The organism is Neobacillus sp. Fa239 (genome assembly GCF_055395235.1).
Map to the genome: position 1 here is coordinate 3,647,272 of NZ_AP041611.1, position 25,958 is coordinate 3,673,229.

Genomic DNA, 25,958 nt, shown 5'->3' on the forward strand with positions numbered 1-25,958 from the left:
TAGGAATTAACATTGTGGTGAGTTCTTGGCTATGAAGCTAAGCTCGTTCAACTGCCAAACGTTACATTTTTACTTATTGTTTTTTGGTTCCTGCTTTATTTCATGCGAGTCATCGGTACATTTCTTCTAATTCCCACAGCCTCTGCAAAATCTTCAAGTGTGGAAGAATTTTTGATATAAATCCGCGGTAGCAAATAGTTCTCATTTTTCATTCCTCTTTCCTCAAACATTTTAGGTATGGTTGAAAGCCCAAAAAGATAATATTTTTTTGTTGCATCTATTACATGATCATTATAAGCTCCATATGGATAAGCCAATGCGATTACTGGTTTTCCTGTGATGGATTGTATTTTTTCTTTTGACGCTTTCAATTCATATTCAAGGTTTTCTATCCCCGTCAAATCTGGATGCGTTGCCGTATGAGACTGGATGGAAATCATGCCTGAATCTGCCAGCATTTTTAAATCTGCTTTTGATAATCGATTTGACCGTGTCGTAAAATCAGAAATAATAAAAAATGTCGCGGAAGGGTTGAAATGATCAGTCTTCAGCCTTTTTAGGATAAAATAGGCTGTTAGATTGTTCTTATATCCATCATCAAATGTAATAAAAATCGGTTTATTTACTTTATTCCTATCCTCCCAGCGATCGAACGTTAATAATGTAAAGCCATGATCACGTAAAAAAGCCATTTGCTTTTCAAAATTTTCAGGTGTAACATAAAGTTCCTTTTGGCCGTAGCCTTTAAATTGGTCGATTGAATGATAGATTAAGATTGGAATTTTCCTCTCAGCAGAAACTTGTGAAGGAAGGACCAATATTAAAATAATGAATAGAAACAGGATACTCTTTTTCATAAAACACCTCGATTTTGACTATGGAATCTTCATTCATAGTGTCGTCACTAAAGAATAGTTTTATGAATTTTTTCACAAAAATACGCCTATCCAAATTTAGATAAGCGATTCCGTAGAAAAGAGATTTAAACACCTCTTTTATTTCCCCAAATATAAGTGTGTAATTGTGGAAGGACTTTAACATCCTTCAGTTCTTGGTCTGCCATAACCTTATCAATCAGCCATTCATATTTATTTAACAACCTGCTAATTAATTCCTGATTATTATCCGTAGAGATATCATCATTACCAACTTGTAAAAAGAATGGAAGTGTTGGATACCGTTGATAGACTTTTTTAGCATAGTCATAGTCATGATCATCAAAAATGACAATCTTTAAACTAACATGTTTCACACGATTGTTTTCAACCAAATTGTTTATTATTGTATCTAAAATCGAAAAATCCGTCACCATTTTGGAGCTTGGCGGCTTTGGTGATATGGTTAATTCATCGATCTTTAAAAACCATTCCTGCCACTTGCTGCCTTGAGTCTCTAATCCAATGGTTATATCGTTTTGCTTTAAAAGGTCAATAAGACCATCTAAAGTCTTTAATAAAGCAGGATTTCCGCCTGAAATAGTGACAAAGGAAAACCCGCTACCACCAAGGGTTTTCAATTCTTCCCAAATTTCTTCAGCCGTCATCATCTTTATTTCTTTTTTCCCAGTTCCATCCCAGGTAAAAGCTGAATCACACCAGCTGCATGAATAATCGCAGCCTGCGGTTCTGACAAACATTGTTTTCTGCCCAATCACCATGCCCTCACCTTGAATAGTCGGCCCGAAAATCTCCAGTACAGGAATTTTACTCAAGCTCCATCCACTCCCTTCTTGCCTCCGCATAGCTCGTAGGAGTTTCATACAAGCGGACAAACTCCACTCTAGCACCACGATATTGAGTCTGTCTTTCATCTTTTTTAAGCGACTCTGCCATTTTTTCATAGATCCAAACGACCATATTTTCTGCAGTCGTATTCATCGGAGGGAGTGTTTCATTTAAATATTTATGATCAAGAAAAATTTCAATTTCATTTTTCCAAATTTCTTTAATATCGCCAAAATCCATCATCAGACCGCGCTCATCCACTAACCCGCTCAAGCCAAAGATGACACGGTAGGTGTGACCATGTAAATTTTTGCATTTCCCTTCATAACAATGTAAATGATGGGCAGCATCAAATGTAAATTCCTTACTAACGAGCACTCGTTTCGTATGATATTTTAATTGGTCTTGTTGGATATCTTCATCCATCTTTTGGAGTTTATCGACAATTCGGAAGCCGTACATGATGTTAAAACTCCTTCCTTCCTTTTAGGTATTCCTCTAAACCTTTTTGTCTCAATTTACAGGCAGGGCATTCACCACAGCCATCGGCAATAATCCCGTTATAACAGGTTAATGTTTTTTCCCTAACAAAATCTAAGGCTCCCAGTTGATCAGCTAACTCCCAGGTTTCTGCTTTATTGATCCACATCAGCGGGGTATGGATGACAAACTGTGAGTCCATCGATAAATTTAACGTGACATTTAATGATTTTACAAAAATGTCCCGGCAATCGGGATAACCGCTAAAATCGGTTTCACACACACCTGTAACGATATGTTTGGCCCCAATTTGACTAGCTAAAATTCCTGCAAAAGAAAGGAAAATTAAGTTTCTTCCCGGAACAAATGAAGACGGAAGCTCCCCTTCTACTCCTTCTTTCACTTCAATATCTTCTCGCGTTAATGCACTTGGAGCTAATTGATTTAATAAAGCCATATCCAATATATGATGCTTGACTCCAAGCTCATTTGCAATTGCTTGGGCACATTCAATTTCAAGACTATGACGCTGGTTATAGTTAAAAGTAACGGCTTCTACCTCCTGAAATCTGTCTAAAGCCCAGAATAAACAAGTGGTACTATCTTGGCCGCCGCTAAAAACGACGAGTGCTTTGCTGTTTTTCATTTCCTTCAAACTCCTTTAAATAGAAAAACAGCACCACTAAGAAAGCAGTACTGTTTCTCTTAGTTTTTTTTGAGAGGGGTGCTAGAACCTCTTTCGCACGAAGCGGTTTTATATTAATTTCCTTTACCTACTATACCACAAATTAAATTTTTTCATAGATAAAAAATTTGTTAATAACTGATGAATTGCATGGCAATAAATGTGCTTATTTGTTAAAGAAATGGTAGACTAAACAGAACAATAATAAAGGGGCAGCAATCATGACTGAATACAAAGTGTTATTTTTAGATGTGGATGGGACAATTTTACGTCCCGACCATACAATAGAAGAATCTACAAAGAATGCAATTTCCCAGCTGCAAAATAAAGGAATTGAAGTTTTTCTGGCCACGGGAAGACCACTTCATGAAATTGATGAACTAGCCGAGGTATTAAATATTCACTCCTTTATTGGTTATAACGGAGCTTACGCCACTTATAAGGGTGAAGATTTGTTTCAAAAACCAATGAAGGAAAACATAGTAAGTCATTTCCTAAAAATAGCGAAAGAAAACGATCATGAAGCAGTTCTGTATACAAATGAGAAAAATGCATTTACTGATTGGCAATCACCAATAACTCAGGGGTTTATAGATAATTTCCAATTACATAAAAATGACCATTATTCTCCATCAGATAACCAAAAAGTTTTAGGAATAACCCTGATGAACGTAAAGCAAGGTGAAACCGATCTTTATAATATGGAAGGCGGTATCCACCTGTCTCAGGTACATATTCCCGGTTTGGAGCATTGTTATGATGTGATAATGGACAATGTGAACAAGGGATACGGTGTTGAAATGGTTTTAAAGCACCTTGGAATCAAGAAAGAAAACTCTATTGCCTTCGGTGATGGAATGAATGATAAAGAAATGCTTAGTGCAGTTGGGGAAGGCTTTGCGATGGGAAATGGCCATCCAGATCTCTTTCAATATGCTAAACACAAAACTACAGAGGTCACAAACTCAGGGATTTATAATGGATTGAAAAAGCTTGGTTTAGTTAAATAAAAAAAAGGCTGTCCCTAGGGTCTGACCCTATTGATTTCGGACAGCCTTTTTTTTATATTTTTGTAAAAATGATCCCTAGAACAGCTGAGAATACTCCTATAATTTGGTACAATTTTAATTTTTCTTTATAAAGCCAGGTACCTGCAAAAACAACCACCAAACAGTTAAGACTAACAATGGGAAAAACAATGCTTGCCGCACCAAACTTTAGGGCAAAGAAATACGCACTATAACCCAGAATGCTTATAAGTCCAACTACTGTTCCGACATTTACTTCCCGTTTACGCCAATGTTCCTTTTTAACCAGGCTGCAAACTGCCAAATAAATGGCTCCTCCACCGTACATCGAGATTAATATATTCTCTGAACGGATATGCAAGTACGATGAAGTCTTCATCAAAATCCCTAATACACCAAATGAAAATACAGCAAATAAAACCCTGATCATCCATGACAGATAATTGGTTTGTCGATTAGAAGCAGGTGAGTATTGAATGACCATTGCAGAGCCCAACATAAAAACAATGCCAATCCAATGCATGAGAGTGATCTTTTCATGAAAAATGACCGCCGCACTTACAATTGGAAATACAGCATTAATACCGATTAGTGGCGATGTAATGCTAGCGGGGCCCTTTTCAAAGGCTTTAGACATTTGGATATTGCCATTGGCATTTAAAATACCAATTAATGATCCGATTATAATTGTAAATAGATTCATGTCGGGCATACCAATCCACAACCCATATCCGAAAGTTAAAAGAAACGCTACAAAATAAAAGAAAAACTGGATATGGATTTTTGATAAACCATTGCCTGTGCTCCATTTGAAAATAGTATTATTTGTACCAAAGCTAATCATTGTCAAAAATGCTGCTGCAATCCACATAGTGACCCTTCCCTCTGAATATTTCCACTACAAATTGTATGCTTTTTTTTCATTATTCTCAATATAAATTTCAATTATTGCAAATACATGTTGTAATTTCGTGATTCCCGTCTTGTTTTGATTTCTTTTGTCATCCTGCAGGAAAAGTCGATATATCTTGGTGAATTAATAACATATGAATAAATAAAACCGTATTTCATGTAGAAAGGGTTGAATTTTGATGAAAATATATACAATAAGAGAAATTTCTAAAAAAATAAATATTGATAAAAGAACAATACTACAATGGGAAAAGGAATTAACCGGTCTAATTGAGTTCCCTCGAACGAAACAGGGGGCAAGAATTTTTACCGAAGTTGAACTTGATCTTTTACTTGAAATCAAACAATTATACACCCAAAAATTAAGTCATGAAGAAATCCGGGAGTGCTTGCAAGAAAGATTAATAATCCAAAACAGTGATGTATTAATCGAGCCCGAGCCTGAAACCTCTCTGGAAGTGGTTTCAGAAGCAATTAACCCAGTTGCAATAGAAGAATCCAGCATAAATAATACCGAATTATTTTTCGAAGCAATGGATACGTATAAGCAAACGTTTTTACTTGATGTAAAAGAAGAAATTCGCAATGTCGTCCGGAAAGAAGTATTAGAGGAAGTCAAAAAAGAAATATCAAAAGGAACTTTTTTAACCGTTAAGTCTCTTTCTGATTCGATCTACAAAGCATCCGAACATACGAAGGCTGAAATTCACGAGCTTGCTGAAACAATGGAAAAAACAGTTGAAGCTACTGAAAATACAAAGGTTCAAATTACCGAACTTGCCGAAGCAATTGAAAAAACAGCTGAAGCAACTGAAAATACGAAGGCTGGAATTCACGAGCTTGCTGACACCCTTGAAAAGACCGCTGAAAACACCTCTGTATCACTAAGATACCTTTCAAACAGTATTGCAAATTCATCGATTGAAACATCAGAAGAATTTTTCTCCCTTTCTAAACAACTATCGGAAACAACAGAAGAATTATTTCATTATGTGGACGCAACGAATAGTGAAATTGATGCCTTGGCCCAAGTCATTTCAAAAGACCGAGAATTTTATGTTGAGGAACGTGAGCAATATCGACAAGAAATAAAACAACGAGAAGCAGCCTTTCAAGATTTTCTTACCAGTTTTCGTGATGCAGCTTCAGCAAAAGAGAAAAAATGGTGGAAATTCTGGGCCTAGATAACAAATGTTGGATGGATGAAATTGTCTTTTGACCTATTTTTTAAATGGGAGTGTTCAAATTATGAATACAAGTGAAGTTGCAACTCTTTTAGGTGTATCGCCCAGCACGATTCAGCGTTGGGTAAAGCAGCTTGAATTGCCGATGGAACGGAATGATAGAGGGCATTATAGTTTTAAGGATCAAGATATTGATGTATTAAAAGAAATTCAAGTAAAGGTTCAAAATGGGGTTCTCCTTCAGGATATCATTCCAATAAAAGAAAAAAAGATCCGTAAAGGTGTCACGAAGAGCGTTGAAAATGACCAGACATACGAGAAATTAATGATAAAGCTTAAGGAATTGGAATTAAAATTAAATGATAAAGCGGACTCCGTTGCGTCCTATCAACTACTTCAACACCGTCAGGATATCGAAGATTTACAGAATCAAGTAAAGCAATTGAATCAGCAGGTGGACAGCCTTCAAAAACAATTGGATGATTTCAAAATTCTACATCAAACCGAAGCTCATCAAGAAAATCAGAAAAAGAAATCAGGGAAGAAAAACTTTTTCAAAACTTTATTTGGAGTTTAACATGAAAAAATAAAAAACCCAGCTTAGGGTTTTTTATTTTGCAAATGCATATATAAAAGGTCTTTTTTATCATGGATGTGTTAAAGGTGAATGTTAATTTTTTACAACCGTTGATTAGAGCGGAGGGCGCTCGACTCCTGCGGGATGAAGAGGTCACGGGAGACCCCGCAGGCGCCTAAAGCGCCGAGGAGGCTCCCGGACCTCCCCGCGGAAAGCGAGCGCACGGAACGGAAATCAACAACCAAGTTTAACAGTGCCATATCCAAGAAAACTAAGCCAAATAGCCTATTTTAAGAATCGAAAAGAAAATGGTAATAATTTTACATATTCGACAAAGCAACAACTTCTGTGTTATCGTTAAGTTGTCAGATTTCCAATTAACAATTTTAAAAAAGGAGGAACGATCATTGATCCAGTTTAAAAATATCCAGAAAAAATATCGATCAAAAGCAATTATTAATTCATTTTCACTTGAAATTGATGCAGGTCAATTAGTAGTTTTTATCGGCCCAAGCGGCTGCGGCAAAACGACGCTGCTAAAAATGATTAATAAACTAACCCAGCCAACATCCGGGAAAATCTTTGTTAATGGCAATGATATTTCAACAATGGATTCAATTGAACTTAGAAGAAATATCGGATATGTCATTCAAAACACTGGTCTTTTCCCGCATATGTCCATAAAGGAAAATTTAGAACTGATTCCAAAGCTTAAAGGGGAGGATCCAAGTTCAATTTCCAGAAAAACAAGCGAATTACTTGAGATGGTTGGATTAAACCCACAGGAATACCTCCATCGTTTTCCAAAAGAATTAAGCGGCGGACAGCAACAAAGAGTTGGGGTTGCCAGAGCATTTTCCACCAACTCAGATATCATTTTAATGGATGAACCATTTAGTGCCTTAGACCCTGTAACTAGAAGTTCTTTACAGGATGAACTGTTCCAAATGCAAAAAGAATTAAATAAAACGATTATTTTTGTGACACATGATATGGATGAAGCGATTAAAATCGCAGATAGGATTTGTATTTTAAAAGATGGAGACATTCTCCAGTACGATACCCCAGAAAATATCTTAAAAAATCCTGCAAATGACTTTGTAGAAGATTTTATTGGGAAAAGAAGAATTTGGAATAATCCCGAATTATTAATGGCTGAAGATATCATGATTCATAACCCAGTCAAGATAACAGCCAAGCGAAATGTCCTGCAGGCAATCGAAATCATGAGGGATAACAAAGTGGATAGTTTGATGGTTACAGATAAAAATAATGTCCTAATCGGGATGGTAACCTTAAAAAGCATTCAGCTGCTCAATCGAAATACCTCGATTGAAATGATTATGGAGCAAAACGTACTATCTGTCTCTCAAAATACAAATTTAATTTCCGTCTTATCTACGATGAATGAACACAAAATCGGTTATGTACCGGTTGTAAATAGCGGTAAACAATTGACGGGACTTATTACAAGAAGCAGTATTCTATCCGCATTAAGCAGCCAACTGATCGACTTGGAGGTGGCCTTTTAATGGGTACATTTTGGAAATATTTAAACTCAAATTCTGATCAACTTTTAAGTTTAATTGGTCAACATATTTATTTGAGCATTTTATCTGTCCTAATTGCAATTATCATCGGGATTCCCCTTGGAATACTAATTTCAAGAGAACCAAGACTGTCAAAACCGATCATAGGAACAACAAATGTTATTCAAGCGGTTCCGAGTCTTGCATTACTCGGTTTTCTCATTCCTTTCATTGGAATCGGAAGTTCACCCGCTATAGTAATGGTCGTCCTTTATTCCTTGCTCCCAATTGTAAAGAACACTTACACTGGATTGACCAATATTGAGCCAGATATTCTGGAAGCCGCCAAAGGTATCGGTTTAACCAAGAGCCAAACAATGAGGAAGGTTCAGTTGCCGTTAGCTTTCCCGATGATTATGGCGGGTATCAGAATTTCTGCGGTAACAGCTGTCGGCTTGATGACCATCGCTGCCTTTGTCGGAGCAGGAGGTCTTGGATATCTTGTTTTCTCAGGCGTGCAAACTGTTGATAATAATATGATTTTGGCTGGGGCCATACCTGCTTGTATCCTGGCTCTTCTTATTGATTTTGCAGTTGGAAAACTTGAATCCAAATTATCCTATACAAATAAGAAACAGCATTTAAATGCTTCTGGTAAGAAGAAAAAAGCAAAAAAGTGGTTAATTGCAATCAGCTGTTTACTATTGGTTCTAATCGGTGCCATTAGCATTTATTCTAAAGGAATCGCGAAAAATAAAGATAAAATTGTCATTGGTTCCAGGAACTTTAGCGAACAGCTAATACTTGGCAATATGCTGGCAGATTTAATAGAAAATAAAACTAATATTCAAGTAGAAAGAAAGTTAAACTTAGGCGGCACACAAGTTGCATTCAGTGCACTTAATAAAGGCGATATTGATGCCTATGTAGAATATACCGGTACAGGACTGGTCAATATCCTCAAACAACCGCCGCAAAGTAACCCTGACAAGGTATACGATTATGTTAAAAAGGAATTTAAGCAAAAATATCAAATTGATATGTTAAAACCGCTTGGATTTAATAATACCTATGCATTAGCGGTGAGGCAGGATACGGCTAAACAATATCATTTAAATACTATTTCTGATCTTGCAGGAGTAAGCAACAGGTTAATTTTGGGGCCAACCATCGAATTTCCAAATCGACAGGATGGTTTAATAGGACTAGCAAAATCCTATAATATGAAGTTTAAATCTGTTGAAGCCGTCGATGGAGGTTTACGTTATACAGCTCTAAATAATCATAAAAGTGATGTCATTGATGCCTTTTCAACAGATGGTTTATTGGAGGCCTTTCACCTAAGGGTATTAAAGGACGATAAACACTTCTTTCCTCCTTATTATGCTGTACCAATCATCAAAGATGAAACTTTGAAAAAACATCCTGAACTTAAAAACATCCTTAATTCACTTTCTGGCAAGTTATCAGACAAAAAAATGCGTGAACTCAATTACAAGGTAGACTGTTTGAAGCAATCCCCAGCAGAGGTAGCAAAAGACTTTTTGGTAAAAGAGGGATTAATTTCGAAATAAAAAAGAGGCTAACATAAGGGTCAGACCCCACAACGTCTATATATAGCCAAACTTATCGTAAAAGCGACTATATACTGAGTGTTGAACTTAGGGGGTCAGACCCTTTTGGTACGGCCTATTTTTAATCTTCAAGAAAATGAACAACCCGGTCGTATGTTTTTTCATCACCGATGATTAAGAGGACATCCCCTTCAAGTATGGAAGCATAGGGACCTGGGGAGATGATCATCTCCCCATTCCTTTTCATCCCAATAACAGTACCACCGGTATTCTGCCAAAATTTCATTTCCGAAATGGTCTTGCCAATATAATCACATCCAGGAAAAATCTCGACCTCGATAGGTGCCAATGGATTGGTGTGCCGCAGTTTTTCGGAATAATCCATGATTTTTCTCAATGTTACAAATAGCTGTTCATCCAATTTATCTCTCTCATCAATAAGTTTATTCATTTGTTTCTCGAGATCTCTAACACTTGCCAGATTCGAAAACCGATGAATATATTTAAAGGCGTTTTCCTTTGAAGAAATAATAATGCCGCTTCCCTTTGTTGAATGAACAATCTCAACGTCTTCTAAAATCTTAATTGCTCTTCGAACTGTTTCAGGAGAGACCTTGTATTCACTGGCTAATGTCGACCTCCCATGGATCTTTTCTCCTACTTTAAATTTTCCATCATAGATTCGATTGGCTAAATCAATCGCAATTCGCTCATATGTTGGGATTTGTGTCTTTTCCATACCTACCTCCATACGATGTTTTCTAGTTCTAATATACTCTTTTCGAAGCTTCTCTGCGAGGACAGGTAGTTTACTGATGATTTTATAGATAATTGGAACCACTTTTCTTTCTACACTGTTACGGCTATAAAAAATTCCTCATAAAGGGCGTTAACCGCATTTCTTTCTTCTTCTTCTTTTACTCCAAACATCATGCTTACCTCAGAAGATCCCTGGTTGATCATTTCGATATTGATCTCTGCTTTTGCCAAGGCTTTGGAAGCTCTAGCCATCGTTCCGACATTACGGCGCATCCCTTCTCCTACAACCATTATAAGGGCAAGCCCATGCTCAATTTTGATTTCATCAGCATGTAAATCTGTTTTAATCCGCGAAATAATCACTTTTTCAGTTTCCGCATCGACCTGGCTTTCTCGCAGAATAACAGAAACATCATCAATTCCCGATGGAGTATGTTCATAGGATAAGCCAAATTCCTCTAAAATTCCAAGAAGTTTACGGCCGAAGCCTATCTCCCTATTCATTAAATATTTACTTACATAAATACTGCAAAATCCCTTATCACTAGCAATTCCAATTACAGGACCATTTGTGTTGTCCCGTTCATAGACAATTCTTGTACCCGGTGCACTTGGATTATTCGTATTCTTAATATTAACGGGTATTCCCGCCCGAAATGCGGGAACAAGCGCTTCGTCATGTAATACGGTAAATCCTGCATAGGAAAGTTCACGCATTTCACGATAGGTTAATTCCTTTATTTCCTTCGGACTCTTAACAATTGAAGGATTAACGGAATAGACCGCATCCACATCTGTAAAGTTTTCATATAAGTCAGCTTTTAACGCATTCGCCAGAATCGACCCGGTAATATCCGAGCCGCTGCGGGAAAATGTAAACACTTCCCCTTTTTGGCTATAGCCAAAGAAACCTGGGAAAATTAAGATACCTGAGCGATTGCGAAGAGAAAATAGGTTTGAATAGGATTCCGGCAAAACTTGAGCATTTCCTGGTTCATCACTTACCAGAAGTCCAGCAGCCTTCGGATCAATATAATGAGCTTCAACACCCTTTTTTCTGAAAAAAGCTGCCACTAATTTGGCATGATTATCCTCACCGCTAGCTTTAAGCAAGTCCATAAATTTTTCTTGATTGGTTTTATCTCCATTTATTCTTCTAGTTAAGTCACCCTTTATCTCCTCAATAATATCTTCAGAAAGAGCCAATTCCATTGCAATGTGTGAATATCTTTCAAGTACAGCATCCATCTTTTCCTTAGGATCCTTATTCTGTAAGCATAGATTAGCACATTCAATTAATAAATCAGTTACTTTTTGATCTTTTGTAAACCTTTTTCCAGGTGCAGATACGATTACCACTTTTCGTTCGGAATCTGCTGTGACAATATTAAAAACCTTTTCAATCTGTGTTCCGGATGCTAAAGAGGAACCCCCAAACTTTACAACCTTCATCCATGACAACTCCTAATCTCCGAAAAATATAATTTTAATTTTATCTCTATTCGGAAAATAATCAAGAGTTTTTTCCGCCTATAGTGCACATTTGTTGCTTATATACGGACATTGAATACAAAAAAAAAACAGTGAATTCCATTACAAAACTCACTGCCGATCACTTCTTGAGAATTTCAATAAAATGATAAAGAATTTTTGCTGTCAACCCCCATATTATCTTGTCTTCATACTTGTAAAAGTATTCGTCTAGACCTCTTGTTCGCCATTTATAGTTCTCTCCATTAGGAATTAATTCAAGGGGGAAGTTTTCCTCCGGTTCTACCTTAAAATTCAATTGATAGATATCTGGATCTGTATTTAACAGAAATGAAACCGGAACGGTAAATATCTCTCCCACCTCAGCAGGATTTGGTTGGATGGATGTTGGACATTCAATAAACCCTGCGTACGGATAAACAATCATTCCAAATTGTGAAACCATATAATCCAATGGAAAAACACCTGAGATATTCTCTCTCTCTACTCCTAACTCCTCAATCGTTTCCCGAATTGCTGCCTCTTTTTCATCGGTATCGGTTGAGTCGATTTTTCCTCCTGGAAAACAAATCTCTCCCGGCTGTCTTCGTAATTCATGCGAACGAACTTCAAATAATACATGGATTCCATCCTCTTTTTGGATAAGTGGTAACAGAACCGCATATTTGGAAAACTTCTCACTCCCTAATATGGTGGGAGTCCGTGATTTTAATTTTTCTTCGATTAATTCAGACTTCATCGGTTTCACCTCTTATTATGATTATATCAATATGCCCTTTTTTTATTAATAAAAAAAGAGGCTGTCTCATAACAAAGGGTCATACCCTTCCTGAGACAGCCTTGCCTATTTTTCCGCCCAAGAGTACATATATTTGGCGTCCTCTATTGATGATAACCCTTTAACCACTTTAAGAGGATGGAAGGTGTCAATCATTACCGCCAGCTCAAGTGTTTCCTTTTTTCCTATACTCGCTTCGGTTTTACCCGGATGTGGTCCATGCGGGATACCACTTGGATGAAGCGTGATCGACCCCTCCTGAATTCCTTTTCGGCTCATAAAATTTCCTTCAACATAATATAGGAGTTCATCACTATTTACATTGCTATGGTAATACGGGGCAGGAATGGACTCCGGATGATAATCATAAAGACGCGGTACGAAGGAACAAACAACAAAGTTATTCCCTTCAAAGGTTTGATGGACAGGTGGCGGCTGATGGACTCTGCCAGTAATCGGCTCAAAATCCTCAATATTAAAAGCCCACGGATAAAGATAGCCGTCCCAGCCGACGACATCGAGTGGATGATGACCAAGAATATGGGAATGGAGATTTCCCCTTGATTTCGTAATGACTTCATACTCGCCTTTTTGATCAAATGATACCAACGTTTCCGGTCCGCGGATATCCCTTTCACAAAATGGGCTGTGTTCTAAAAGCTGTCCATATTCATTCCGATAACGCCTTGGTGTTGTTATTTGACTAAAAGACTCTACGAAGAGCATTTTGGTCAGTTCATTCGGGGTTGGGATCAACCGAAAAATCGTTCCGATCGGTATGACCAGATAGTCACCTGCACGATATGATAGCGTCCCGAACATCGTTTCAAGCGTGCCCGATCCATAGTGAATATAGAGCATTTCATCCCCATCACCATTCCGATAAAAGCTCTGCATGGGCTCCGTCACATGAGCAGTTCCTATGAGTAAATCTTGATTACCTAAAATATATTCCCTTGCTTTCAGGGCATCTCCGTTCTTTTGTACCAAACTGGTAAAAAAATGCCGGTGCCTTAGGGTTTCCTGTTCTTCAAAGTCTGGCAAATAATGACTCTTTACTTCTGCTTTGACTACTTCTGTTGGCATGTACTCATGATATAAAATGGATTGCGTTCCTGAAAAGCCGCGTGTCCCCATCACTTGCTCGCGATAGAGACTTCCATCTTCTTTTTTTAGCATCGTATGGCGCTTATGGGGGATCTTTCCCATCTGACGATAAAACATCCAATCACCTCATTTCGTTAAACAGTAATCTTATTCTGTAAAACTCCTAAATTTTCAATCTCAAGCTTAACTTCATCACCTGGCTCTAACCACCGATGCACCTCTTGTCCAAGCTCGAGCAAACAACCTGTACCTACAGTACCTGACCCAATAATCTCACCAGGATAGAGGGTTACACCTTTAGAAGCCCGTTCAACCATGTCTGCAAATGAAAAGTAAATATCTTTCATATTTCCTTTTGATAATACTTTCCCGTTTACACTCGCTGTCATTGAAAGGTTATAGCCCTTCCCATTCTTGAGCGGTTCAATTTCGTCTTTCGTAACCAGCCATGGACCGATTGAAGTAGCAAAGTCTTTCCCTTTTGCCGGTCCCAGTCCGACCTTCATCTCCTTGCGCTGCAAATCTCTCGCGCTCCAATCATTTAAAATACAGTATCCGAAGATATACTTGTCTGCTTCTACAGCAGGAATATTCTTACCTTCTTTCCCAATGACGCAGGCAATCTCCAACTCATAATCAAGCCATTCACAGTCATCCGGCTTAATTATTTCTTCTCCTGACCCCTTGAACGCTAAATGATTGGAGAAATAAAAAACAGGGATCTCGTACCATTCAGGAATCATTTCCAATCCTCTGTTTTCCCTGGCGGTTTTCACATGCTGTTCAAATGCATAAAAATCACGAAAGCTTCTTGGATTTGGAATCGGTGCTTTTAGACGAAGATCATTTAGTGAATAAACCCCGACAGAACTCCTTGATAGGTTCAATAGTTGGTTTGCTTTTTCATAAAACACTTCATAATCATCCAGAAAATCAAGCATATTATCCGGTAACGCACCGTCTGTCGCTTCATATAAATCGACAATATACTCTCCATCAAGCATCAAACCGGCCCTGACAGCCCCATCTGCTTTTTCAAAGGTAACAAATCTCATTGACTCACCTTTCCTTTTGAAAAAGGGAGAATGATATTCTCCCTTTTCTAACGAACATATGGTAAACCCCTTTAATATATACCATTCTCTTTCTCTCTTAATTAAAGATTTCCACGCCTTTCTTGCTCACGTTCAATCGACTCAAATAACGCCTTAAAGTTTCCTTCGCCAAAGCCTCGGGCACCTTTTCGCTGAATAATCTCGATAAATAATGTTGGCCGGTCGACAATCGGTTTGGAGAAAATTTGCAATAAATAACCCTCATCATCGCGATCGACCAAAATACTTAGCTCACGGAGCTTATCGATTTCTTCATCAATTTTACCAATCCGCTCACCCAATGCTTCATAATAGGAGTCAGGCGTATTTAGAAACTCGACTCCTTTCTTTTTCAAAATGGTTACGGTTTCAACAATATCCTCCGTCAAAACGGCTAAATGCTGCACACCTGGCCCATTATAAAATTCTAGAAATTCCTGAATTTGGGACTTTCTTTTTCCTTCTGCAGGTTCATTAATTGGGAACTTAATCCTTCCGCCATTGTGCATAACTTTTGACATTAATGCAGAATACTCAGTCGTGATGTCTTTATCTGAGAAATGCTTCATTTCCTTAAATCCCATTACTTTGGAATAGTATTCAACCCATTCCTCCATGCTTTCCACATTTCCCACCACGTGATCAATACCGATTAACCCGGCATCTTCTACAGGTAGTGAAGCCGAATATGGGACAAATCCCGGCATGAATAAACCTTGATAATTCTTGCGTTCTACTAACGTATGGATTGTATCTCCATATGTACCTAGAACGGCTTTTTTGATAACTCCCTTGTCATCCTTTAATTCAAATGGAGCAATGTGGGCAATTGCACCTCTTTCAACCGCAGCCGCAAAAGCCTTTTCCACATCATCAACTAAAAGCGCTACATCCTTCACACCATCGCCATGTTTCTTTACAAATTGGGCAACCCGGCTATCTTCATTGTACGATCCCGTTATTACTAAGCGAATATTCCGCTGCTGCAGGCAATAAGAAACCGTTTCACGGTTGCCTGTCTCCAGTCCGGAATATGCTACTGTTTTAAAACCAAAAGCGGAACAAAAGAAATGGCACGCCTGCTTGGCATTGCCTGTATAGATTTCAATATAATCCACGTCAAGTACCGGAAAAAAATCATTGACGAGCTGCTCTTTCCTTACTCTTTGTTCTCTCATCCGAATAACTCCTTTATTAAAAAATTAATACTTTTCTGAATTAATTTTATAAAAATTTTTTCAAACCTCTCAAGAGCAGGATGTAAAGCAATAACGCTTTTTGGCACTAAAGAAAACAACACGAATATAGTGTTAATTCCCTTACAAATCAAAAAAACAACCCGGAAATGGGCTGTTTTTGTTTGTAGGGAGTGATTAATTTTTTTATCGACAAATTATTCACTGTCCCTTACTTTCCGAGTGAATGGCTTGTTTTACCAGTCTCTTGTTTTTTCAAGCAGTTGATCAATCTCAATCGGTTTTATTTTAGGTTGGTTTTTCTCATATGTTAGATTTGATGTGGATTCTAGTAATTTATCGATATCAATCATATTCATAGCCCTATCTAACCTCCATTTATAAAGTTGAAAGTGCTTCTTTAATAAAAGATTCGCACCATTCATGTTAGGTAAGGGGGTGATTTTTAAAAATACAATTTTTTAAAAATCTGTTTTATAAACATAGGAGAATAGTATCAGGTTAATCTAAAAAGTACGAGTTTACTATGAAAAAATCCAGCCAAATAGGTTTTTGACTGGATTTTTATATGATAAGGATTAATTTAATAAACTTATAATGTTTTTTTCATGGATTGTTCACTTTTGTTCTGTAATATGTAAACTGTTAGGACAATCACTTCCCCCCTTTGATATCCGGTTGCTAGAGAGCCGGATTTTTTTTGTCTTATCAGCCTTACGAACCTTTAGAATTACTATCATTATTTTGTTCACGGTCAATCCATTGATCCAATCTAATGATACTTTGCTTTGCCCTCTCAAAATTAATTTTCCGATAGTGGTGCATCCCGCCTTTTTCTTCATCCTTTTCATCCGCCCATTTTACAATTTGCTGGAGAGGAGTCCGAATAATATCATTAGAGGGAAGAAATGAATCGGTATGAAACAGGATGGCAAGGGCGATAGTTTTAGCTTTAATAGGATTCTCACCGAGGCGAATAAGCAGTTTATGCGCTCTTTCAGCCCCTTTTATCGCATGAATATCATTTTGCTTATATAAATCATAATCCCATTTTCCATTTTTATACCAGGTGTAATGGCCCATATCATGAAGCAGCCCTGCTTTTGAGGCTATATCGACATCAACTTGATGTTCTTTGCCTAAATGAAACGCATGATAGGCAACTGCGATGGCATGGGCAAGGCCGGACCGATTCAAATATTTTTGGGCAATACGATGTTCAAATATATTTAACAGTGTCACATCTCTCATCATACCCCTCCCAACATATATTTAAATTTTTAAGATTCATTATAAAATAAACCATTAATGAAAGCTAGAAATAACCTAAAAAAAGAGAGAAGAAGCAATTTGCTTCTTCTCTCTTTTAAGCCTTTAAGGCGTTGACGTTGCTTTTTTAGGACCTAAATATTCGTAGTCGTCAGGATTTATTGGCGTAAATCCCTTCGGCTTATAAAAGCGTAATAAATCCTTATAAACAACCTCATCTGACATTTGCAATTCAGTTTTTACTTTTTGATCAATATCTTTACATGCATTTGTTTGATTTAATAATTCTCCTGTAGAAGACGAATAACATTTTTCATTTACTTGAGTTACAGATGGAGAGACAAAATCACCATTTCTGAATAATGCCCAGTCACGATTATGTTTCGATAATAAATCAGATCCGAATTCCATGTAATCCTTTGTATCAATACCTAATAAATGAAGAAGTGTTGGGCGGACATCTACTTCACCGCCATATTGATGCTCAATGCCGCCTTTTACACCTGGGACATGAATATATAATGGAACCCGCTGCAAGTCTGCATTAAGTTTTGGAGTAATCTCATTTACACCTAGAACCTTAGCCATAGCCGTATTATGGTTCTCAGAAATTCCGTAATGGTCACCATAAAGGACGATTACCGTTTTATCATATAAGCCATCCGCTTTTAAATCATTAAAGAACTGTTCCAATGCCTGGTCCATATAATGAGCCGATTGAAAATACTGGTTAACCACGGTATCACCAAAATCACCTGCTGGAAAATCAGTATCCTGTGGATCCATTTGAAATGGGAAGTGGTTTGATAGTGTAATAAATTTTGTATAGAAAGGCTGTTTCAAACTTTCCAGCATCGGCATTGATTCTTTAAAATAAGGTTTATCCTTCATGCCATAGTTTTTGGTGTTTTCTACAGACATGTTGTAATACTCCGCGTCAAAAAATTGATCATAGCCTAATGCTTTATACATCACGTTTCGGTTCCAGAACGTTTTATAGTTACCATGAAATACTGCCGAATTATATCCCAATCCTTTTAAAATGGCTGGTGTTGCCTGATACGTATTTTGAGCTTTATTGACAAACACAGCCCCCTGTGACATTGGATATAATGAGTTTTCCATTAAGAATTCAGCATCAGATGTTTTCCCTTGTCCCGTTTGATGGAAAAAGTTATCAAAATAGAAAGTATTTTTATCATGTGTTAATGAATTTAAAAAAGGTGTAACTTCCTGTCCATTGGGCATTTTATAATTAATCATAAAGCTTTGGAACGATTCCAAAGAAACAAAAATGACATTCTTTCCTTTCGCTTTACCAAATAAAGCGGGATTTGGCTCTGTATAATTAGCTTTTCGATAATTTTCTACATCAGTAATATCACTGCTGTCAGCAAGAGCCCGCTGACTGGACGATTTAATATTTTGAATAATATCATATATTGTAAAATTGTAGGCACCAAGGTATTTAACTAAATAATTTCGGTCAAATGAACGTGATAATAATTCCGGACGGTCTTTTTCAGCCAATCCAAGGTTAAAAAGAAATACAGTAATTGATAATAACAGAACCATTTTGAACGATCTTCTATTAGTTAGTGTCACCTTTTTAAATACAGTGAAAGCAAGAATAATTAGAATAATGGTATCTGTAAAATAAAAAATATCATAGATAGACATTAATGAAAGAGCACTATCACCAAGCTGCCCCGTATTCGTTTTTGTTTGCATCAAAACAGGAATGGTAATGAAATCATTAAAGAATCGATAATAGACAATATTTGCATATAATAAAAACGATAGTAAGAAGTTTATGATAACCAACACAAGTTTCATGCGTTTCTTAAACATTAAAGCTAATCCCAAAAAGAAAAGTGCAGAACTTAAGGGATTTATTAACAGTAAAAACTTTTGAAGATTATTTTCAATTCCAAGTTTAAATTCAAGTTGATAGGCCGTATAGGTTTTGATCCAAAACAAAATAACAGCAATAGCAAAGAACGCAAGATGATTACTGTTTAGTGTTTTTGGCCATTGTATTTTTTTCATTTTAATTCTCCTCTCACTTACCAATAAACTTCGGTAAACGAACATCAATTACTATATCATATTTCATCTAAAATTAAAAACCTACATAGACTCATTTTAAGTCCCCATTCACTCAATATTTTTCGTCATTTTTTTTTGGTTTTCGCTTTATAAGTGGGGCATCTTTTTATTTTTTATGCCAATGAATGATGGGACATGACTACTTTTAATCTCATTTATATATGACGGTAAAATCCGCTTAAAGTTTCAAGCATAAATGAAATGAGGTTAGTAAACCTTATTAATACTAAATAATAATGAGGGAGATTAACATGCCAAAAATTAGGCCTGAATTTACAAAAAGTCCTTATTTCGTAGATGAACCAGGAAATTGGCATTTAAAGCCGGGGGCCCCAAAGGAGCTTCAAATTGAGTTAAATCAATATATTAGCTCTCTCGAAAATATGGATGATCCTGGTGGCATAAATGGGGTCCATATTGATTATCCTTATGATCGATAAAAAGGGAAGAAATCATTTTGATTCCTTCCCTTTTTATTATTTAAATATTCCTTTTAAAAATGAAGTACGAATAGGAATAAATTAGTACTATTCCAATTATTAAGGCGCCGAGGAATAAAGTCATCGCAAAACCGCCTATTATTATAGAAGAAAGCGATATCAAGCCGACTATGACAAATACATATCCGCCTAAGCGATGTGTTTTTTTCCAAACAAGTTCAGATGCCAGTGTCCAAGGTGTTCGAATGCCGATAAAATAATTGGGCCTAAGCTGTGTCATGTAATTCCCCATGCCAATCATGAGCGCTCCCAGTAGTGCGGGAACGATTCTGCTGAATGATACAGGGAAACCTAATGCATTTAAGACTGCAATTTGATTCAAAACGGCTAAGAAAATGACGACGAGAAATGTCATTCTTGTGTAGGCATTACTATGTTTTTGATAGGATTCTTTTTTTGGGTCTATTGCCGGGATAATTTTTCGAACAAACATGATAAAAAGCGGTAAAGCTCCCATTAATACCATCTCTAGTTTAGAGCCGTAACGATTAACTTCTCCATTCCATCCCCAATGGACAGGTACCCGAGCCGGTAAGAAAGGATAGGCGATAATATTAATGATTAACACCAAAATGGAAATGGCTAAAGTAAGATAGAAAAATTTATTTTTCATCGTTATTTTCCCCTCTATCCTTTTTATCTAACAACCATTTTATGACATCCTGTAAAACTGTCGAATTTAAAGAATAATAAATAAATTGTCCTTTTTTTTCATCCAGGACCAAGCCGGCTGATTTTAGAATTTTTAAGTGATTGCTGATAGAGGGTTTACTCATTGAAAAATTATCGGCAATTTCTCCAGCTGTTAAATCACTTTCACGTAATAGATCAAGAATTTTTCTCCTTGTCGAATCAGACAGTGCTTTGAAAACCTCGTTCATTCTGTCCCCTTCTTCAACATTTAGTTAATTATCTAAATATATAATAGCATGGTGGTAAGCATTTTAATATCCTAAAAATGCATGAATTTAGATTCTTTGCAAAAAATAAAACGACTATTTTTAGGGGAGTGACGTGTATGAATGCAAACCGCTTAAAACAAATCTTGTCTTCATCTGCAGACATTGAAGTCAAATACCACGGGGAATCTGTTTGGATTGATCAATTAAATGAAGATGGTAAAACGGCAGCAGTCCATTTGCGTGGACCACATAAAGAACGTTCTACCGTGGAAATTGGTGAACTGACAGAGGAATAAAAATAAGAGAGGATATCTCTTAACAAAGAGCAAGCCCCCCACAACGCATTATATAGCGAGTGAGGGGGTCAGACTCTTTTGAGACATCCTCTCTTAAACCATGTCTTCATTTTCCTTATCGACATCGCTTGGTTCAGGCTGTACATTTTGAACAACGCTCCCCAGTACTTCTCTGTTCGTACTGCTGGCGTCTTTTCCAGCCCCTGGAGCGAGGTTGGCCATTGGCAGCTGTTCTAATTCTTTCCCTCTCGGCATCCTGTTTCACCCCTTTTTCTTAGAGTGTGTATTTAGAAGCCGTTTCATCCAATTTAATTTCCCTCTTGTGATATGGCATAATTAGCGAGCAATTGGATGGTCATATCATCCATCGGTGGATTATGAAGACCTGCCCTAACGTCACGATAATATCTCTGTAATGGATTTTTTAAAGATAGACTCTGAGCTCCTACAATTCTCATAGCCAGGTCAACAATTTCAATAGCTGCATTGGTAGTCGTTAATTTGGCTGCACTTAAAGCCGGCCCCATTTGGTTTCTTTCTTCATGTTTTGCATGGTCCCATTTTTTAGCAACACCATATAGGAAATACTCAGCTTGTAATAGCTTAATTTCAATCTCGCCAATTTTTTGCCGGACATTCGGTAAATTAATAATCGTTCCCGTTATACTATTTGGGGAATATTCCTTTGCAAATTTTAGGCAATAATTTTTTGCCGCTTTGGCGATTCCGAGATAACAAGCAGGGATATGCAGCAGCCAGCCGTTTACGCTCTTTCCTTCGAATTTTAATTGTTCCACAAAGTACTCCCTTGGCACTGATACATTTTCAAGAATTAAATCATGGCTTCCTGTCCCTTTTAGCGCAATGCTGTCCCATGTTTCTTCAATTCTTATTCCTGTTGAAGAGCGAGGGATTAAAAAGTTTCCCACCTGTTTGAGTTCAGGTATGGCCGCACTTACGATAAAGTAATCAAGTACCGGTGACATCGTTGTAAAGGTCTTTCGCCCAGTAATTACCCAATGATCTTTCATTTTTACTGCAATTGTTTCAGGCATTCCGCCGCGAGTGGGGCTGCCTGTCTTTGGCTCAGTGGCTGCACTGTTAACTAATGCGCCTTTTTTCACCTCATCGCATAATTTTTCGTAAATGACATCATCCCAAATTTCTTTTTCTCCTAAATTTTTTATTATGCCCATATGCCATCCAATCGAAAGAGCGGTTGCTCCATCCCCTTCTGCAATTTTTTCCTGCAGTCTAATAAGCTCGTAAAGCGGAATTTCCTTGCCGCCGTTTTTTATTGGGACGGTTAATGATGTATAGCCAGTGTTTTTTAAATCCTCAATATTTTCAAATGGGAATCCACCTTCGATATCAATTTTATGCGCACGTGCAAGGAAGCTTTTAGAAAGGCTGTCCATGAACGCGAGGCGTTCCTCCATTGACTCTAGCTCTTGAAATCTCATACCCTCGTCTCCTGTCCCATTTAGTAGATATTTTTGAAAAGTCAAATATAAGTTAATAGTCTACCTAATTAAACCATAATTCAATTGGAATGATAAATATTTTGAGAATATGAAGGATTTGTGTCATACCTCACTGTTAATTATTAAAATTCAACTTATAATACCTTAAGATAAATTTCCAAATGAAGTCATTGTTCAATACACAAGTTACTTAAATGGAATTTTTAGGAGGATTTGAATGAACCAAGGAACAAAACAATTATTGATTCAAACTGGAAGCTTAGTTGCCGGCTTTATGGTTTGGGTTCTTATTTCATCACTAATGCCATTTATCCGTGCAGATATTTCTCTTACCTCTACGCAAATGGCATGGGCTACAGCCGTACCTGTTATTCTTGGATCATTATTGCGCGTTCCAATTGGTTATTGGACCAATCGATTTGGGGCTCGTGTCATTTTTAGCATTAGTTTTATTATTATGCTTTTGCCTATTGCAATTTTAAGTTATGCTAATTCATTATTTATGTTAATTTCAGGTGGATTCTTACTTGGATTAGGGGGAGCAGTTTTTTCGATTGGTGTAACCTCCCTGCCAAAATACTATGCAAAAGCCAAACACGGCTTAATCAACGGAATTTACGGGGCTGGGAACATAGGAACAGCTATCACTTCCTTTTCTGCCCCTGTCCTTGCAAATTCATTTGGCTGGAGAACTACAATAAAAATTTTCCTTATCGTCGTAATCATTTTCGCGATTTTAAATTTCCTTTTTGGGGACCGAAACGAGCAAAAAGTAAATAACTCCATAAAAGAGCAAATTGAGGAAGTTTATAAAAATCCCAAACTCTGGTTTTTAAGTTTATTTTATTTTATAACCTTTGGATCATTTGTAGCATTCACGATTTATTTACCCTCTTTCTTAGTTAATCATTTTGATTTAGAAAAAGTGGATGCAGGTTTAAGGACAGCTGGTTTTATTGCCTTGGCAACAGTTTTTCGTCCTGTTGGCGGCTGGCTTGGTGATAAAATGAATCCATTTCTTATCCTGGTTGCCGTTTTCTCAGGTCTGACTTTCGCAGGTTTCCTGTTATCATTTACACCATCACTACCTATTTACTCTTTTGGATGTTTATTAGTCGCTTTTTGTGCCGGAATTGGCAATGGAGCAATTTTTAAACTTGTGCCCTTATATTTTTCAAAGCAGGCGGGTATTGTGAATGGATTGGTAGCCGCAATGGGTGGTTTAGGAGGTTTTTTCCCTCCTTTAATTCTAACGATACTATTTAACTTTACCGGACATTATGCGATTGGCTTCATGTGTCTTTCTGAATTTTCATTAGCCAGTTCCATTCTTGTGGTTTGGCTTTATTATCAGGATAAACTTGATATTTCTGCAAAAATAGTTAATCAAGCTGTTGAAGGTATTACTGTTACAGACGAAAATGGGATTATCCAAATGGTGAATCCTGCATTTACAAAAATAACCGGCTATACACAAGATGAGGTGATTGGAAAGACACCAAGCGTACTTCAGTCCGGAGAACATGACATCGAGTTTTACAGGAATATGTGGTTTCATTTGCAAACAGAAGGATTTTGGGAAGGCCATATTTGGAACAAACGAAAGAATCAAGAAATTTACAGAGAATGGTTAACCATCACTGCCATTAAAGACGATGCAGGTGATACCAAAAATTATGTGGGTATGTTTAGTGAAGAAAAAGAAGATGAGAAGAATCATTAACATCATGAGACTGTTACAGTCTCTTTTTTTTGTCTATTTTTTCGATATAATTTTTACAACTTTTTGACGGATGGAAGATGTTCACAATTCCTTCACCAGATTTGTGACGTACGTCACAAATCTCGGATCCATGATGATTTATATTTACACTACAAACAAACAACACAAAATTAAAATTTAAGATAATTGGAGGAGAGAATAATGGCACGACTGAATTATTGGAATCCGGAAGATGTAAAATTTTGGAAAGCAGAAGGAAGGAAACACGCGCAAAGAAATCTATGGATCTCTGTCCCATCTTTAATGCTTGCGTTTATTGTATGGCAAATTTGGTCTGTAGTAGCCGTAAGATTAAATGATGTCGGATTTCATTTCACAGATGAGCAGTTGTTTACTCTTGCCGCTATACCAGGATTAGTAGGAGCAACACTTCGCTTTGTTTACACATTTGCAGTTGGTTCTATAGGCGGTAAGAACTGGACGGTTATTTCTACTGCGATATTGGCAATTCCAGCCATTGGTATTGGTTTTGCCGTACAAAACCTACACACATCTTTTTCAACTATGCTATTGCTTGCAGCACTATGTGGACTCGGTGGCGGTAACTTCTCATCATCATCTGCAAATATCAGCTTTTTCTTTCCTAAAAAGGAAAAGGGAACAGCTCTTGGAATTAACGGCGGCTTAGGAAATATGGGGGTATCGGTCGTTCAATTCGTAACTCCGCTTATTGTAACTTCAGGTACTTTTGCTTTTATTGGCGGAAAACAAGTATTACCAACAGGACAGCATGTTTGGTTACAAAATGCAGCTTTTATCTGGGTCATTCCTATTCTAATTATGACAGTCCTTGCCATGTTTAAGATGGATAATGTGCCCAATGCAAAACAATCTGTTGCTGATCAATTTGTAATCGTGAAACGTAAGCATACTTGGATTATGACCGTTCTATATGTAGCAACTTTCGGTTCATTTATCGGATATTCAGCAGCTTTTCCGCTTTTATTAAAATCGCAGTTCCCTGAGCATCTTTCACTTGCTTTTCTTGGTGCTCTAGTAGCTGCAGCCGCAAGACCGGTAGGCGGCTGACTTGCTGATAAATTTGGCGGTGCGAAAGTTACTGCGTATGTATTTGTCATAATGGCGATTGGGGCAATGGGCGTTATCTATTTCTTAAATGGTCAGCAATTTTCCGGATTCTTAACTTCATTCTTGATTCTTTTCCTTGCTTCTGGTATTGGTTCAGGTTCGACTTTCCAAATGATTCCTAACATTTTCATACCAAAAGAAGCAGCACCAGTGATTGGTTTTGCAGCAGCATTTGCAGCATATGGCTCTTACTTTATTCCTAAGTTATTTGGCTGGTCTGTTCAAGCAACCGGGACACCTGTAACAGCGTTCTATTTCTTTATTGGTTTTTATGCTATATCATTTGGACTTAACTGGTTCTTTTATCAAAGAAAATCAACTGCAGCAAAAACATTGGCAAAACAAGCCGGGTAATCCCCGGCTTGTTTTATATTTAAAAAAACTACCAAAATTGCAAAGAAAAATAGC

At 37.2% G+C, this 25,958-nt stretch carries 26 protein-coding genes and 1 pseudogene; 9 read left to right on the top strand and 18 right to left on the bottom strand.

What is annotated here, in order from left to right:
• Positions 1 to 95: 95 nt before the first annotated feature.
• The 4 genes from ACZ5XR_RS17790 to queC all read right to left on the bottom strand — a co-directional run bounded on the left by ACZ5XR_RS17790 (position 96) and on the right by queC (position 2,850).
• Entirely contained in the window at positions 96 to 857 is a 762-nt protein-coding gene (locus ACZ5XR_RS17790) for a polysaccharide deacetylase family protein (protein WP_464497654.1), read from the bottom strand.
• 125 nt (positions 858 to 982) lie between these two features.
• On the bottom strand, positions 983 to 1,711 hold the full coding sequence (gene queE / locus ACZ5XR_RS17795) for a 7-carboxy-7-deazaguanine synthase QueE (protein ID WP_464497655.1): 729 nt from the start codon (positions 1,709 to 1,711) through the stop codon (positions 983 to 985).
• Positions 1,704 to 2,186 carry a 6-carboxytetrahydropterin synthase QueD gene (queD, locus tag ACZ5XR_RS17800; protein WP_464497656.1) on the bottom strand — a complete coding sequence of 161 codons (483 nt, stop codon included), beginning with the start codon at positions 2,184 to 2,186 and terminating at the stop codon, positions 1,704 to 1,706. The genes queE and queD overlap by 8 nt, the downstream gene beginning before the upstream one ends.
• 4 nt (positions 2,187 to 2,190) lie before the next feature.
• Positions 2,191 to 2,850 (bottom strand): 7-cyano-7-deazaguanine synthase QueC, encoded by a 660-nt coding sequence (gene queC / locus ACZ5XR_RS17805; protein ID WP_464497657.1) that lies wholly within the window; start codon positions 2,848 to 2,850, stop codon positions 2,191 to 2,193.
• 260 nt (positions 2,851 to 3,110) lie between these two features.
• Here queC and ACZ5XR_RS17810 point away from each other — a divergent pair, with 260 nt between their 5' ends.
• Positions 3,111 to 3,899, top strand: a complete 789-nt coding sequence (locus ACZ5XR_RS17810; protein ID WP_464497658.1) for an HAD family hydrolase — start codon at positions 3,111 to 3,113, stop codon at positions 3,897 to 3,899.
• 52 nt (positions 3,900 to 3,951) lie between these two features.
• Here ACZ5XR_RS17810 and ACZ5XR_RS17815 read toward each other — a convergent pair whose 3' ends face one another.
• Positions 3,952 to 4,788: a DMT family transporter gene (locus tag ACZ5XR_RS17815; RefSeq protein WP_464497659.1), complete on the bottom strand. Its 837-nt coding sequence runs from the start codon at positions 4,786 to 4,788 to the stop codon at positions 3,952 to 3,954.
• 220 nt (positions 4,789 to 5,008) lie between these two features.
• On the opposite strand from ACZ5XR_RS17815, the gene ACZ5XR_RS17820 reads away from it, so the two are divergent.
• From ACZ5XR_RS17820 to ACZ5XR_RS17835, 4 genes are all read left to right on the top strand, one after another.
• Positions 5,009 to 6,013 (top strand): MerR family transcriptional regulator, encoded by a 1,005-nt coding sequence (locus ACZ5XR_RS17820; RefSeq protein ID WP_464497660.1) that lies wholly within the window; start codon positions 5,009 to 5,011, stop codon positions 6,011 to 6,013.
• A 64-nt stretch (positions 6,014 to 6,077) separates the two neighbouring features.
• Positions 6,078 to 6,590 carry a MerR family transcriptional regulator gene (locus ACZ5XR_RS17825; protein ID WP_464497661.1) on the top strand — a complete coding sequence of 171 codons (513 nt, stop codon included), beginning with the start codon at positions 6,078 to 6,080 and terminating at the stop codon, positions 6,588 to 6,590.
• Positions 6,591 to 6,997: 407 nt separating this feature from the next.
• Complete coding sequence (locus ACZ5XR_RS17830) at positions 6,998 to 8,122, top strand: betaine/proline/choline family ABC transporter ATP-binding protein (RefSeq protein WP_464497662.1); 1,125 nt, start codon at positions 6,998 to 7,000, stop codon at positions 8,120 to 8,122.
• Complete coding sequence (locus tag ACZ5XR_RS17835; protein WP_464497663.1) at positions 8,122 to 9,693, top strand: ABC transporter permease/substrate-binding protein; 1,572 nt, start codon at positions 8,122 to 8,124, stop codon at positions 9,691 to 9,693. Before ACZ5XR_RS17830 ends, ACZ5XR_RS17835 begins: the two co-directional genes overlap by 1 nt.
• Positions 9,694 to 9,814: 121 nt before the next feature.
• On the opposite strand, the gene ACZ5XR_RS17840 is transcribed toward ACZ5XR_RS17835, so the two are convergent.
• The 9 genes from ACZ5XR_RS17840 to ltaS all read right to left on the bottom strand — a co-directional run bounded on the left by ACZ5XR_RS17840 (position 9,815) and on the right by ltaS (position 19,436).
• Positions 9,815 to 10,432 (bottom strand): GntR family transcriptional regulator, encoded by a 618-nt coding sequence (locus ACZ5XR_RS17840; RefSeq protein ID WP_464497665.1) that lies wholly within the window; start codon positions 10,430 to 10,432, stop codon positions 9,815 to 9,817.
• A gap of 110 nt (positions 10,433 to 10,542) precedes the next feature.
• The gene (locus ACZ5XR_RS17845) at positions 10,543 to 11,904 is read right to left on the bottom strand and encodes an aspartate kinase (protein ID WP_464497666.1); all 1,362 of its coding nucleotides are present in this window, start codon (positions 11,902 to 11,904) and stop codon (positions 10,543 to 10,545) included.
• Between the two features lie 160 nt (positions 11,905 to 12,064).
• The gene (locus ACZ5XR_RS17850) at positions 12,065 to 12,682 is read right to left on the bottom strand and encodes an NUDIX hydrolase (protein ID WP_464497667.1); all 618 of its coding nucleotides are present in this window, start codon (positions 12,680 to 12,682) and stop codon (positions 12,065 to 12,067) included.
• Positions 12,683 to 12,787: 105 nt separating this feature from the next.
• Positions 12,788 to 13,945: a homogentisate 1,2-dioxygenase gene (locus tag ACZ5XR_RS17855; protein ID WP_464497668.1), complete on the bottom strand. Its 1,158-nt coding sequence runs from the start codon at positions 13,943 to 13,945 to the stop codon at positions 12,788 to 12,790.
• 17 nt (positions 13,946 to 13,962) lie between these two features.
• Positions 13,963 to 14,883: a fumarylacetoacetate hydrolase family protein gene (locus ACZ5XR_RS17860; RefSeq protein ID WP_464497669.1), complete on the bottom strand. Its 921-nt coding sequence runs from the start codon at positions 14,881 to 14,883 to the stop codon at positions 13,963 to 13,965.
• A gap of 101 nt (positions 14,884 to 14,984) precedes the next feature.
• A complete protein-coding gene (gene hppD / locus ACZ5XR_RS17865; RefSeq protein WP_464497670.1) occupies positions 14,985 to 16,100 on the bottom strand; it encodes a 4-hydroxyphenylpyruvate dioxygenase in 1,116 nt (371 codons plus the stop codon).
• Between the two features lie 254 nt (positions 16,101 to 16,354).
• A complete protein-coding gene (locus ACZ5XR_RS17870) occupies positions 16,355 to 16,477 on the bottom strand; it encodes a hypothetical protein (protein ID WP_464497671.1) in 123 nt (40 codons plus the stop codon).
• 355 nt (positions 16,478 to 16,832) lie between these two features.
• Positions 16,833 to 17,369: an HD domain-containing protein gene (locus ACZ5XR_RS17875; RefSeq protein WP_464502356.1), complete on the bottom strand. Its 537-nt coding sequence runs from the start codon at positions 17,367 to 17,369 to the stop codon at positions 16,833 to 16,835.
• A 123-nt stretch (positions 17,370 to 17,492) separates the two neighbouring features.
• Entirely contained in the window at positions 17,493 to 19,436 is a 1,944-nt protein-coding gene (gene ltaS, locus ACZ5XR_RS17880; protein ID WP_464497672.1) for a lipoteichoic acid synthase, read from the bottom strand.
• 311 nt (positions 19,437 to 19,747) lie between these two features.
• Between ltaS and ACZ5XR_RS17885 the strand changes: the two genes are divergently transcribed.
• Entirely contained in the window at positions 19,748 to 19,936 is a 189-nt protein-coding gene (locus ACZ5XR_RS17885; protein WP_464497673.1) for a hypothetical protein, read from the top strand.
• A 40-nt stretch (positions 19,937 to 19,976) separates the two neighbouring features.
• Here the strand turns inward: ACZ5XR_RS17885 and ACZ5XR_RS17890 are convergent, their stop codons facing one another.
• Positions 19,977 to 20,609, bottom strand: a complete 633-nt coding sequence (locus ACZ5XR_RS17890; RefSeq protein WP_464497674.1) for an SdpI family protein — start codon at positions 20,607 to 20,609, stop codon at positions 19,977 to 19,979.
• Complete coding sequence (locus ACZ5XR_RS17895; RefSeq protein ID WP_464497675.1) at positions 20,599 to 20,877, bottom strand: autorepressor SdpR family transcription factor; 279 nt, start codon at positions 20,875 to 20,877, stop codon at positions 20,599 to 20,601. The genes ACZ5XR_RS17890 and ACZ5XR_RS17895 overlap by 11 nt, the downstream gene beginning before the upstream one ends.
• A 137-nt stretch (positions 20,878 to 21,014) precedes the next feature.
• On the opposite strand from ACZ5XR_RS17895, the gene ACZ5XR_RS17900 reads away from it, so the two are divergent.
• Positions 21,015 to 21,194 (top strand): H-type small acid-soluble spore protein, encoded by a 180-nt coding sequence (locus ACZ5XR_RS17900; protein ID WP_464497676.1) that lies wholly within the window; start codon positions 21,015 to 21,017, stop codon positions 21,192 to 21,194.
• Between the two features lie 93 nt (positions 21,195 to 21,287).
• Here the strand turns inward: ACZ5XR_RS17900 and ACZ5XR_RS17905 are convergent, their stop codons facing one another.
• Both ACZ5XR_RS17905 and ACZ5XR_RS17910 read right to left on the bottom strand, forming a co-directional pair.
• Positions 21,288 to 21,449, bottom strand: coding sequence for a hypothetical protein (locus ACZ5XR_RS17905; RefSeq protein ID WP_464497677.1), 162 nt, complete (start codon positions 21,447 to 21,449; stop codon positions 21,288 to 21,290).
• Positions 21,450 to 21,502: 53 nt separating this feature from the next.
• Positions 21,503 to 22,657 carry an acyl-CoA dehydrogenase family protein gene (locus ACZ5XR_RS17910; RefSeq protein WP_464497678.1) on the bottom strand — a complete coding sequence of 385 codons (1,155 nt, stop codon included), beginning with the start codon at positions 22,655 to 22,657 and terminating at the stop codon, positions 21,503 to 21,505.
• Between the two features lie 238 nt (positions 22,658 to 22,895).
• Here ACZ5XR_RS17910 and ACZ5XR_RS17915 point away from each other — a divergent pair, with 238 nt between their 5' ends.
• Positions 22,896 to 24,401: an MFS transporter gene (locus tag ACZ5XR_RS17915; protein WP_464497680.1), complete on the top strand. Its 1,506-nt coding sequence runs from the start codon at positions 22,896 to 22,898 to the stop codon at positions 24,399 to 24,401.
• Positions 24,402 to 24,602: 201 nt separating this feature from the next.
• Positions 24,603 to 25,904, top strand: a pseudogene (locus ACZ5XR_RS17920) (NarK family nitrate/nitrite MFS transporter).
• Positions 25,905 to 25,958: the final 54 nt, after the last annotated feature.

What these genes read in the sequence shown, in the direction of transcription:
- ACZ5XR_RS17790 (WP_464497654.1), bottom strand. Translation starts at nt 857, where the DNA reads ATGAAAAAGAGTATCCTGTTTCTATTCATTATTTTAATATTGGTCCTT.
- queD (WP_464497656.1), bottom strand. Translation starts at nt 2,186, where the DNA reads ATGTACGGCTTCCGAATTGTCGATAAACTCCAAAAGATGGATGAAGAT.
- queC (WP_464497657.1), bottom strand. Translation starts at nt 2,850, where the DNA reads ATGAAAAACAGCAAAGCACTCGTCGTTTTTAGCGGCGGCCAAGATAGT.
- ACZ5XR_RS17810 (WP_464497658.1), top strand. Translation starts at nt 3,111, where the DNA reads ATGACTGAATACAAAGTGTTATTTTTAGATGTGGATGGGACAATTTTA.
- ACZ5XR_RS17815 (WP_464497659.1), bottom strand. Translation starts at nt 4,788, where the DNA reads ATGTGGATTGCAGCAGCATTTTTGACAATGATTAGCTTTGGTACAAAT.
- ACZ5XR_RS17820 (WP_464497660.1), top strand. Translation starts at nt 5,009, where the DNA reads ATGAAAATATATACAATAAGAGAAATTTCTAAAAAAATAAATATTGAT.
- ACZ5XR_RS17825 (WP_464497661.1), top strand. Translation starts at nt 6,078, where the DNA reads ATGAATACAAGTGAAGTTGCAACTCTTTTAGGTGTATCGCCCAGCACG.
- ACZ5XR_RS17835 (WP_464497663.1), top strand. Translation starts at nt 8,122, where the DNA reads ATGGGTACATTTTGGAAATATTTAAACTCAAATTCTGATCAACTTTTA.
- ACZ5XR_RS17840 (WP_464497665.1), bottom strand. Translation starts at nt 10,432, where the DNA reads ATGGAAAAGACACAAATCCCAACATATGAGCGAATTGCGATTGATTTA.
- ACZ5XR_RS17845 (WP_464497666.1), bottom strand. Translation starts at nt 11,904, where the DNA reads ATGAAGGTTGTAAAGTTTGGGGGTTCCTCTTTAGCATCCGGAACACAG.
- ACZ5XR_RS17850 (WP_464497667.1), bottom strand. Translation starts at nt 12,682, where the DNA reads ATGAAGTCTGAATTAATCGAAGAAAAATTAAAATCACGGACTCCCACC.
- ACZ5XR_RS17855 (WP_464497668.1), bottom strand. Translation starts at nt 13,945, where the DNA reads ATGTTTTATCGTCAGATGGGAAAGATCCCCCATAAGCGCCATACGATG.
- ACZ5XR_RS17860 (WP_464497669.1), bottom strand. Translation starts at nt 14,883, where the DNA reads ATGAGATTTGTTACCTTTGAAAAAGCAGATGGGGCTGTCAGGGCCGGT.
- hppD (WP_464497670.1), bottom strand. Translation starts at nt 16,100, where the DNA reads ATGAGAGAACAAAGAGTAAGGAAAGAGCAGCTCGTCAATGATTTTTTT.
- ACZ5XR_RS17870 (WP_464497671.1), bottom strand. Translation starts at nt 16,477, where the DNA reads ATGAATATGATTGATATCGATAAATTACTAGAATCCACATCAAATCTA.
- ACZ5XR_RS17875 (WP_464502356.1), bottom strand. Translation starts at nt 17,369, where the DNA reads ATGAGAGATGTGACACTGTTAAATATATTTGAACATCGTATTGCCCAA.
- ltaS (WP_464497672.1), bottom strand. Translation starts at nt 19,436, where the DNA reads ATGAAAAAAATACAATGGCCAAAAACACTAAACAGTAATCATCTTGCG.
- ACZ5XR_RS17885 (WP_464497673.1), top strand. Translation starts at nt 19,748, where the DNA reads ATGCCAAAAATTAGGCCTGAATTTACAAAAAGTCCTTATTTCGTAGAT.
- ACZ5XR_RS17890 (WP_464497674.1), bottom strand. Translation starts at nt 20,609, where the DNA reads ATGAAAAATAAATTTTTCTATCTTACTTTAGCCATTTCCATTTTGGTG.
- ACZ5XR_RS17895 (WP_464497675.1), bottom strand. Translation starts at nt 20,877, where the DNA reads ATGAACGAGGTTTTCAAAGCACTGTCTGATTCGACAAGGAGAAAAATT.
- ACZ5XR_RS17900 (WP_464497676.1), top strand. Translation starts at nt 21,015, where the DNA reads ATGAATGCAAACCGCTTAAAACAAATCTTGTCTTCATCTGCAGACATT.
- ACZ5XR_RS17905 (WP_464497677.1), bottom strand. Translation starts at nt 21,449, where the DNA reads ATGCCGAGAGGGAAAGAATTAGAACAGCTGCCAATGGCCAACCTCGCT.
- ACZ5XR_RS17910 (WP_464497678.1), bottom strand. Translation starts at nt 22,657, where the DNA reads ATGAGATTTCAAGAGCTAGAGTCAATGGAGGAACGCCTCGCGTTCATG.
- ACZ5XR_RS17915 (WP_464497680.1), top strand. Translation starts at nt 22,896, where the DNA reads ATGAACCAAGGAACAAAACAATTATTGATTCAAACTGGAAGCTTAGTT.